The following is an 8,644-nucleotide window of genomic DNA, read 5'->3' as shown; positions in this document are numbered from 1 at the left end:
TTACGTGACGCTGGGCGGCAGCCGCCATCCGATGGGCGACCCCACCGCCCTGCTCGCGGATCCGGTGCGCGGGCCGCGCGCGGAGTTGGTGCTGACGCTGCGCTCCGGCGTGGGCGCGAGCGCGGGGCTGGCCAAGTCGCTGGGCGTGCTCGCCGCTGCGCCGGTGGTCGAAGGCGTTGTGCTGCAACCGGACGCGCTGATGGACCTGGGTGAGCCGATGTGGCGGGACGCGCCGTTCACCGCGGTGCTGCTGGGCGACAGCGATATTCCGGACGTGGCGCTGCCCGACCCGGCCGAGCCGGTGCGGTACTTCGGTGTGACGCCGGTCACCGCGACGGAAGCGGCGTGGGTGCGGGTGCGTGGCGCGCAGGCATTGCGGGACGCCTGGCAGGAGGCCGGGATCGATGTGCGCGATCCGGGACGCGGCGCCGCGAGTCTGTGATCGGCGGCCCGGCTACAACCACTTGTTGCGCCGGAAGGTGAAGAACAGGCCGGCGCAGATGGTGAGAATCACCAGCCATACCGCCGGATAGCCCCAGACCTGGTGCAATTCGGGCATGTGGTCGAAGTTCATGCCGTAGATACCCGCGATCATCGTCGGCACCGCCGCGATCGCGACCCACGCGGAGATCTTGCGCATGTCGGTGTTCTGCTGCACGCCGATCCGGGCCAGCGCGGCGCTGATCAGCGCACTGAGCGCCTCGTCGAAGTCGTTGATCCGCTCGGCGACGGCGGCGTGCTGTTCGGCGACGTCGCGCAGATACCGCCGGACCTCCTTGGGCACCGGCAGATCCGGTTTGCGACCCAGCTGCTCGAGCGGGGCGGCGAGCGGGTTCACCGCACGCCGCAATTCGACCACCTCGCGCTTGAGCTGGTAGATCGATTCCACCGTGACCCGGCTGCGCGGGGTGAAGATCTCCTCTTCCATCTCATCGATGTCGTTCTCGACCTGCTGGGCCACCTCGATGTAGGAGTCCACGATCCGATCGGCGATCGCGTGCAGCACCGCGCCGGGGCCCAGCGCCAGCTGCGCCGGATCCTCCTCCAGGGTCTTGCGCACCTCGGCCAGTCCGGAATGCTCGCCGTGCCGGACGGCGACCACGAAGTCGGGACCGGTGAACACGATGATCTCGCCGGTCTCCACGATCTCGCTGACAGTGTGCATATCGTGTTCGACGTAGCCGACCGTGCGCAGCACCAGCAGCAGTGAGTCGTCGTAACGCTCCAGCTTCGGCCGCTGGTGCCGCTCCATGGCGTTCTCGGTGGCGAGCTGGTGCAACCCGAAAGTCTCGGCGACGTCGGTCATCTGCGCGAGGTCCGGATCGTGCAGCCCGACCCAGACGAATCCGGTCGGCTCCTGCTCGGCTCGCGCCAGCGCCGCCTGGTGGGTGAATTTCCCGGGCAGCCGCTTGCCGTCCACGTACACCGCGCAGTCGACGATCGCCTCCGCCGTCGGCACCGGGATGAACCGTTGTTCCCGGCGCGGCGGCGTCCGGCCGGAGCCACGAAGCGAGGAGAGCGGAGAAAACGACGGCACGCGGACGATGCTACGTGGACCGGGGCCGCGGGAAGGCCGCCTGCGCGTGCGGGACGACCTCACCGCACTGTAAGACTTGAAGGCGTGCGCATCGACCTGCATACCCATTCGACCGCGTCCGACGGCACCGACACTCCGGCCGAACTCGTGCGGAACGCGGCCGCCGCGGGTTTGGACGTCGTCGCGATCACCGATCACGACACCACGGCCGGATGGGCCGACGCGGTCGACGCGCTGCCCAAGGGGCTGACGCTGGTGCGCGGCATGGAGATGTCCTGTGTCGGTCTCGGCGCGGACGGCTGGCCGGTGCCCGTGCATTTGCTGGCCTACCTGTTCGACCCGACCCATCGGGGTTTCGCCGAGGAACGCGAACGGCTGCGCGCCGAGCGCGTGGAGCGGCTGCGCGCCATGGCCGAGCGCATGGCCGCCGACGGACTGCCGATCGATCCCGACGCCGTGCTCGCTTCGGCGGGCCCCTCGGCGGGCCGCCCGCACCTGGCTCGCGCGCTCGTCGCCGCCGGCGTCGTGCCGAGTGTGAACGCGGCGTTCGACGAGTTGCTCGCCCCGCACGGCCGCTACTACGCCGAGAAGGCCGACACCCCGTTGCGTCGCGCTGTGCAGATGATCGCCACCGCGGGCGGGGTCAGCGTCCTGGCGCACACCCGGGCGCGCAAGCGGGGCAGGCTGCTTGCCCTCGACGACATCCGCGAGCTGGCCGCGCTCGGACTCGGGGGCCTGGAGATCGCGCACCCCGACCATTCCGCCGCCGATCGGGCGGTGCTGACCGATCTCGCCGCCGAACTGGGCCTGCTCACCACCGGTTCGTCGGACTACCACGGCACGAACAAGACCATCCGGCTCGGCGAGTTCACCACCGATCCGGCGCAGTTCGAGAAGCTGGTGGGCAAAGCCTCCGGCGTACCGGTGATCACCCCGTGAGACCGGTGCGCGGACTCAGCGGCATCGTCGCCGGGGGCATGGTGGTGGGCATGCTGGTGGTGGTCGGCGCCGCGGTGCTCGCCGACCGGCGCGGTTTTCCCGGCCCCGGCGGCGAATCGGTGGCCTGGCACGTGGCGGCCGCGGCGGTAGCCCTCGCGGCGCAGATCTATTCGGATCGCCATCGCGGTGCGGCCGCCTTTTCCGGGTCCATGGTGGTTTTCCTGGCTGCTGGACTATTGCTGTGGACGCAATGGTGGAGCTAGTCCCTCGCTTTGGTTGCGGGCGAATGAATTGTGCCCGAACATTTTTCTTTATGACCGAACTCGAGACGGATGTACTGGTTATCGGCGGTGGTCCCGCCGGTATCTGGGCGGCCGTCTCGGCCGCCGCGGCGGGCGTCGCCGTCGTGCTGGTCGACAAGGCGCGATGCGGGTCGAACGGGCCGACCGCGCACGGCGCGATCTCGCTGTGGCACATCCCGCCGGGCCCCGCGCGGGACGAGGCGGTCCGGCGTGGGCACGCGCACGGCGGCGGGCTGAGCGATCCGGACCTGATGCACCGCGTGCTGGAGGAGACCCATCAGCGGATCGAGCAGGTGGCGCGGTGGGGACATCGGATCGACACCGATCCGGCGGGTCCGGCCACGCGGCGGATGCACCTGGACGGCGCCGGTTACCTGCGGCGGATGCGCCGCGTGCTGAGGGATGCGGGCGTGCGCGTGCTCGATCATCATCCCGCGTTGCAGTTGCTCACCGACCGGGACGGCGTGGTGGCGGGCGCCACCGGCTTGCGTCACGACGCCGGGTTCCGGCGCTGGACCGTGCGCGCGGGCGCGGTCGTAGTGGCCACGGGCGGCTGCGCGTTCCTGTCCGGTGGCGCGGGCACCGACGTGGACACCGGCGACGGTCTGTTGTTCGCCGCGGAAGCGGGCGCCGAACTGTCCGGGATGGAGTTCTCCTGCGCCTACAGCCTGGTTCCGCAGGGGACCGCGAAGACGGCCGCACCGCGGAGTCCGGCCCTGCGGTTCGCCGCGATCTACGACGAGTCCGGCGCCGAGTTGCCGGGGCATCGCTCGGCGGCGCTGGCCGCCATCGCCGCCGGCCGCCTGGTCTTCGCCGCCTTGGACGACGGGCCTGCGGCGCCGCGCTCCCGGCCCGCGCGCCAAAGCATCGCCGACCGCGCGAAGCGGGTGCCGCTGCGTGCGGTGCTGGACGGCACCGTGCGCGGTACGGGTGGCCTGCGCGTCACCGGGCCGGAATGCGCGACGACCGTCGCGGGCCTGTTCGCCGCGGGTGATGTCGTCAGCCGCGAGCTGGTCACCGGCGCGGTGAGCGGCGTCGATGGCCTGGGCGGGGCGTGGGCGATCGCGTCCGGCGTCTGGGCGGGAGCGGGCGCGGCGAAATTCGCCCGCACGGCCGATCGCCGCGCCCCCGCGCACTCGGTGCCGGGCGCCGGGCTCAACGCGGTGGCGCGGATCGATCCGCGGGCGGTGGTCGGTCTGGTGCAGGAGCACACTCTGCCGCTGCGGCGCAGCTACTGGCGCAGCGCGGGCAGTCTGCGCGACAGCATCGGCGAACTCGACGGGATGTGGCCGGGCGCGGAATTCGACCTCGGCGGCCGGGGCACGGACCTGCTGCGGGCCCGGCAGGCCGCCGCGCTACTGGCGGTGGCGCGATGGACGAAATACAGCGCTCTGACGCGCACGGAGAGCCGGGGCATGCATCGCCGGACCGATCATCCCGGCGCGACCGACACCTGGCGGGTGCGGTTGACCTCGGGGGGAGTCCGTAGCGTGTGGGTGCGCCCGGAAGCGCCGCGCACCATGCCGCAGCAGCCTCGCGATATCGTCGCGTGACGCGGATGGCCGGACCCCGCCTCGGCCGCGCGGGCAGGTCTCACACCGGCGCCGCCCCGCGCGGTGCGACTACTCACCGCGTCCGGGCCGGAAACGGCGAGTTTCCGCTTACTTGAAGGTAATTCCCGGCCCCTAACGTTGGGTGATGGAGCGCGACACGGCCCAGAGCGTAACCGGTTTGGCAACTCGCCCACCGGACTGGCAGAATGTGTCGGATTCCTTACCTCCGCCACCGCCGGGTGAGGGAATCACGGAGGTCTCCGCCTCGCCGACGTACCGTCGCGACCCGCGAGATCGCACCGCATGTTCTGTCCGGGCCCACCCGTCCGGTTCCGCTTCGCGGATGAGTGCCGCGCCCGTCGTCGAGATACCGGTAAGCCGTGTTCGCTCGCTCGCGGCCGCCTCGAAACACAGCAGTCAGCGCACTCGATGAGCGTAGTGAAACGACTTATACCCATTACCCGGTGGTAACCGTCCCCCGGTTTAGCCCGACCTGAGCAGGAGTGAAATCGTGTCACCTGTGACTGATGCACCGAATTCCACCGCAAGCCTGTCTGAAATCACAAACGACGAAATCTTCGCGGGACATCTCGGCGGCAAGCTCTCGGTCGAACTCAGTGCTCCCCTGGAGACCCAGCGCGACCTCTCGATCGCCTACACGCCGGGTGTCGCCCAGGTCAGCCGCGCGATCGCGGAGGACGAGGCGCTGGCCAAGCGCTACACCTGGACCGATCGGCTCGTGGTCGTGGTCAGCGACGGCACCGCCGTGCTCGGCCTCGGTGACATCGGTCCGCGCGCCTCGCTGCCGGTGATGGAGGGCAAGGCGGCGCTGTTCAAGAAGTTCGCCGGGCTGGATTCGATCCCGATCGTGTTGGACACCAAGGATGTCGACGAGATCGTCGAGACGCTGATCCGCCTGCGCCCGAGCTTCGGCGCGGTGAACCTGGAGGACATCTCCGCGCCGCGCTGCTTCGAGATCGAGAAGCGCGTGATCGAGGCGCTCGACTGCCCGGTGATGCACGACGACCAGCACGGCACCGCGATCGTGGTGCTCGCGGCCCTCAACGGCGCGGCCAAGGTGCAGGGCCGCGGCATCGAAGGGCTGAAGGTCGTGGTGTCCGGCGCTGGCGCGGCCGGGGTCGCGTGCACGAACATCCTGCTCGCCGCCGGTGTCCGCGACGTCACCGTGCTCGATTCCAAGGGCATCGTCAACCGGGAGCGCGGCGACCTCAACGAGGTGAAGGCCGAGCTGGCCACCCGCACCAACCCGCGCGGCCTCACCGGCGGCGCGGCCGAGGCGCTGGCGGGCGCCGACGTGTTCCTCGGTCTGTCCGCGGGTCTGATCGCCGAGGAGCTCATCGCATCGATGGCGCCGGAGTCGATCGTGTTCGCCATGTCCAACCCGGACCCGGAGATCCACCCCGAGGTGGCACGCAAGTACGCCGCGATCGTGGCCACCGGCCGCAGCGACTTCCCGAACCAGATCAACAACGTGCTGGCGTTCCCCGGCGTCTTCAAGGGCGCGCTGGACGCGGGCGCCCGGCGGATCACCGAGGGCATGAAGATCGCCGCCGCCGACGCGATCCTCAGCGTGGTGGCCGACGAACTCGACCCGGACAAGATCGTCCCCAGCCCGCTGGACCCGCGGGTCGCGCCGGCCGTTGCCGAGGCGGTCGCGGCCGCCGCTCGCGCCGAGGGTGTCGCGTAACTTCCCACGCAGCGACGAAGGCGCCCCCGTTCGAAGTGAACGGGGGCGCCTTCGTCGTAGCACCCGATCAATGGTCTGCGCTCGCGGGCGGACCCGTCCGGCAGCAGCGGGATCAAGCCGGGGTTCGGGAGGCGCGCAACACCTCCGCGTACCCGTTGGCGACGGTCTCGGGCTTCGGGAGGTTCGCCGAACCGACGATCGAACTCTCGCCCGAGCAGGCGCCGCCTGCGGCGAGCGGGTCGGAAGCGCCGCACGCCGACAAAATCATCGCGACGGCGAGCGCCGTGGCGGCGGCGAGGACGCGGGTGGCGTGCAGCGCGAGGCGCACCACGGGGCGCCGGGGGGCGGCGGCGTCGAGAGTGCGGGTGGGTTTCACGACAGTCCTTCCGGCATGACGGCGGTGCGCGGTCTCGGCTGCGAGCGGCCGCCGGTACATTCTGGGTGTCCATACTGCCCGCTGACGGGTTTTCCCGTTGGTGTGTCGATTCGACGGAGAGTTGGTGTCGCCGGATGGTGTTGGCCGCGTCACAGCGGATGCTGGCTCGGTTGCTGGTCGTCGCTTCCGCCGCGCTGGTCGTCTCCTGCGGGAACGACGCGCAGGGGCCGTCGATCACCGTCGGCGCGGGTGATTCGGTGGAGTCGTCGGTGCTCGCCGAGATCTACGCGGGCGCCCTGGCGCGTACCGGAACACGCACCGCGGTCGCCGCGCGTCTGGGCGGCCGGGCGGACTACCTCGCCGCCCTGGACGCCGATCGGGTCCAAGTGGTCGCCGAGCACACCGGCGCGTTGTTGGCCCATTTCGACGTACCCGCGGCGGAGCAACTGCCGAAGAGGGTGGCCGAGGCGGTGAGCGCCGCACTGCCCGAGGGGCTGGTGATCTCCGACTTCGCCGACGGCGCCGATCTGCGTCCGCGGGTGCTGCTCACCGCGCAGGCGGCGGACCGGGACAAGGTGCGTTCGGTGGGCGATCTCGCGCCGCGCTGCGGCGAGTTGACCGTCGGCGTGGCGGTCACGCCCGGGCTGATTCCGTCGGGCGGGAGCGATCGCGTCCGCGGGTGCGACTTCGCCGCCACGGTGGCGTTCCCGGATCCGGCCGCGCTGCGGAAGGCGTTGCTGGACGGTCGAGTTCAGGCCGGTCTGCTGAGCGGTCCGCCCGAGTTGGCGCCCGGCGCGACCGGTGGTCTGGCGGTGCTGTCCGACGACGACTATGCGGTGCGCCCCGAGAACGTGTTGCCGCTGTTCCGGAAAGGGCTGCTGGACCAGCGCCAGATCAAGAAGCTGAACTATGTCGCGGGTGAACTGACGACGGACGAGCTGGCGGTCATGATCCGGCGCGTCCGGGACGAGGGCGCCGCGCCGGGCGACATCGCGCGCGACTGGTTGGATCAGCACGCCCTGTAGGTGGTCGCGGCCGGTCTGCCGCGCCGAGCCCGAAGTCGACCGACGACTGTGTCGCAAATCGAGCGATAGATGTCGCATCCGACACTGCCGCTGGGTGGACCCCGGGCATAGTGTTTTTGTCGAGCCCCCTGGCGAGCTTCGCGAACAGAACAGCAATACATGATCCCGTATCAGCAAAGGCGCTGGACCCGGGTCGCCGACGACGCCGACCTGGCGGCGGGAGATGGCGCAAGGCCGTCGAGAGTCACACTTCTCGGCGGCCTTTCGTCGTCTGTGCGGCAGACCATCGCGCATACGCCGAGGAGAACGCTGTGTCGCCTATCACCTGTCACGCACCCTTGCCGCGGGGTTGTTCCACGCCGTATATTCCACGTGGAATATTTAGTGTGGAGCATGTCGGCACCGGGCGATACCGTGCCGAGGCGAGCGTGGCTCGGCGTGTAATCGGCCGATGATCGAAATTCATCCAGCAAACGGAGGTCGACAGGCATGGGAGAAGGGCAGGCGCATTCATCGGTGACGCCGCTGGCCATCGCCGTGCTCGCGCTGCTCGAGGAGCGGCCCATGCACCCGTACGAGATGTTCCAGACGTTGATCGCCCGGCGGGAGGACAAGTTGGTCAAGGTGCGGCCCGGTTCGCTGTACCACACCGTGTCCCGGCTGGCCGACCAGGAATTGGTCCGCGCCGAGGGCGTCGACCGTGCGGGCAACCGGCCCGAACGCACCACCTACCGGATCACCGGGCGCGGCAGGGACGCATTGCGCAACCGGATCGCCGAGATCGTGCGACGACCCGTTCCGGAGTATCCGATTTTCCCGGTGGCGCTGGGCGAGCTGCACAACCTGCCCAAGCCGGAGGCGCTAACGCTGCTGCGCGAGCGGATCGGCGTATTGAAAGCCGAGTTGGCCGACACCGACATGTTGAGCGCATGGGCAGGCGAGCACGCCGTCCCCCGCCGCTACTGGATCGCCCTGCCCTACCTGCGGACGATGCTGGCCGCCGAACTCGCCTGGGTCGAGCAGTTCGCAGCCGAATTGGACAGCGGCGCACTCGAATGGGAGGACTTCGATCCCGAGACCGGCGCGCCCACCGGCTCCGGCGACGGGCCACCGACGGCCGCCGACCCCAGCACGACGCCACCGCTGCCGCGCGGCCGCGTGGCGAACCCCGACGCGAGTTCTACGGATAGTCCGAGTTAGGAAC

General features: G+C 70.3%; 9 protein-coding genes. 7 read left to right on the top strand and 2 right to left on the bottom strand.

Translation table 11 applies throughout. From position 1 onward, the window contains the following. The coding region (locus ON27_RS22455) for a suppressor of fused domain protein (protein WP_043731277.1) at positions 1–442 on the top strand (442 nt) is incomplete at its 5' end. A gap of 12 nt (positions 443–454) precedes the next feature. On the opposite strand, the gene ON27_RS22450 is transcribed toward ON27_RS22455, so the two are convergent. Next, complete coding sequence (locus ON27_RS22450; RefSeq protein ID WP_043731247.1) at positions 455–1,537, bottom strand: magnesium and cobalt transport protein CorA; 1,083 nt, start codon at positions 1,535–1,537, stop codon at positions 455–457. A gap of 84 nt (positions 1,538–1,621) precedes the next feature. Between ON27_RS22450 and ON27_RS22445 the strand changes: the two genes are divergently transcribed. The 4 genes from ON27_RS22445 (at position 1,622) to ON27_RS22430 (ending at position 6,039) form a co-directional block, all read left to right on the top strand. After that, complete coding sequence (locus ON27_RS22445) at positions 1,622–2,476, top strand: PHP domain-containing protein (protein ID WP_043731243.1); 855 nt, start codon at positions 1,622–1,624, stop codon at positions 2,474–2,476. 5 nt (positions 2,477–2,481) lie between these two features. Further along, positions 2,482–2,739, top strand: a complete 258-nt coding sequence (locus tag ON27_RS22440; RefSeq protein WP_306306957.1) for a hypothetical protein — start codon at positions 2,482–2,484, stop codon at positions 2,737–2,739. 50 nt (positions 2,740–2,789) lie between these two features. Continuing rightward, complete coding sequence (locus tag ON27_RS22435) at positions 2,790–4,331, top strand: FAD-binding protein (RefSeq protein ID WP_043731236.1); 1,542 nt, start codon at positions 2,790–2,792, stop codon at positions 4,329–4,331. A gap of 511 nt (positions 4,332–4,842) precedes the next feature. Further along, complete coding sequence (locus ON27_RS22430) at positions 4,843–6,039, top strand: NAD(P)-dependent malic enzyme (protein WP_043731232.1); 1,197 nt, start codon at positions 4,843–4,845, stop codon at positions 6,037–6,039. A gap of 112 nt (positions 6,040–6,151) precedes the next feature. On the opposite strand, the gene ON27_RS45885 is transcribed toward ON27_RS22430, so the two are convergent. Then, a complete protein-coding gene (locus ON27_RS45885) occupies positions 6,152–6,415 on the bottom strand; it encodes a hypothetical protein (protein WP_043731228.1) in 264 nt (87 codons plus the stop codon). A gap of 134 nt (positions 6,416–6,549) precedes the next feature. On the opposite strand from ON27_RS45885, the gene ON27_RS22420 reads away from it, so the two are divergent. Next, positions 6,550–7,440: a glycine betaine ABC transporter substrate-binding protein gene (locus ON27_RS22420; RefSeq protein ID WP_043731225.1), complete on the top strand. Its 891-nt coding sequence runs from the start codon at positions 6,550–6,552 to the stop codon at positions 7,438–7,440. A gap of 489 nt (positions 7,441–7,929) precedes the next feature. After that, positions 7,930–8,640: a PadR family transcriptional regulator gene (locus ON27_RS22415; RefSeq protein WP_083887737.1), complete on the top strand. Its 711-nt coding sequence runs from the start codon at positions 7,930–7,932 to the stop codon at positions 8,638–8,640. Positions 8,641–8,644 lie beyond the last annotated feature (4 nt).

It is taken from the genome of Nocardia asiatica NBRC 100129 (assembly GCF_000308415.1).
GTDB lineage: Bacteria > Actinomycetota > Actinomycetes > Mycobacteriales > Mycobacteriaceae > Nocardia > Nocardia asiatica.
The sequence above is the reverse complement of the archived record's forward strand: the minus strand, read 5'-3'. Positions and strand labels throughout refer to the sequence as shown.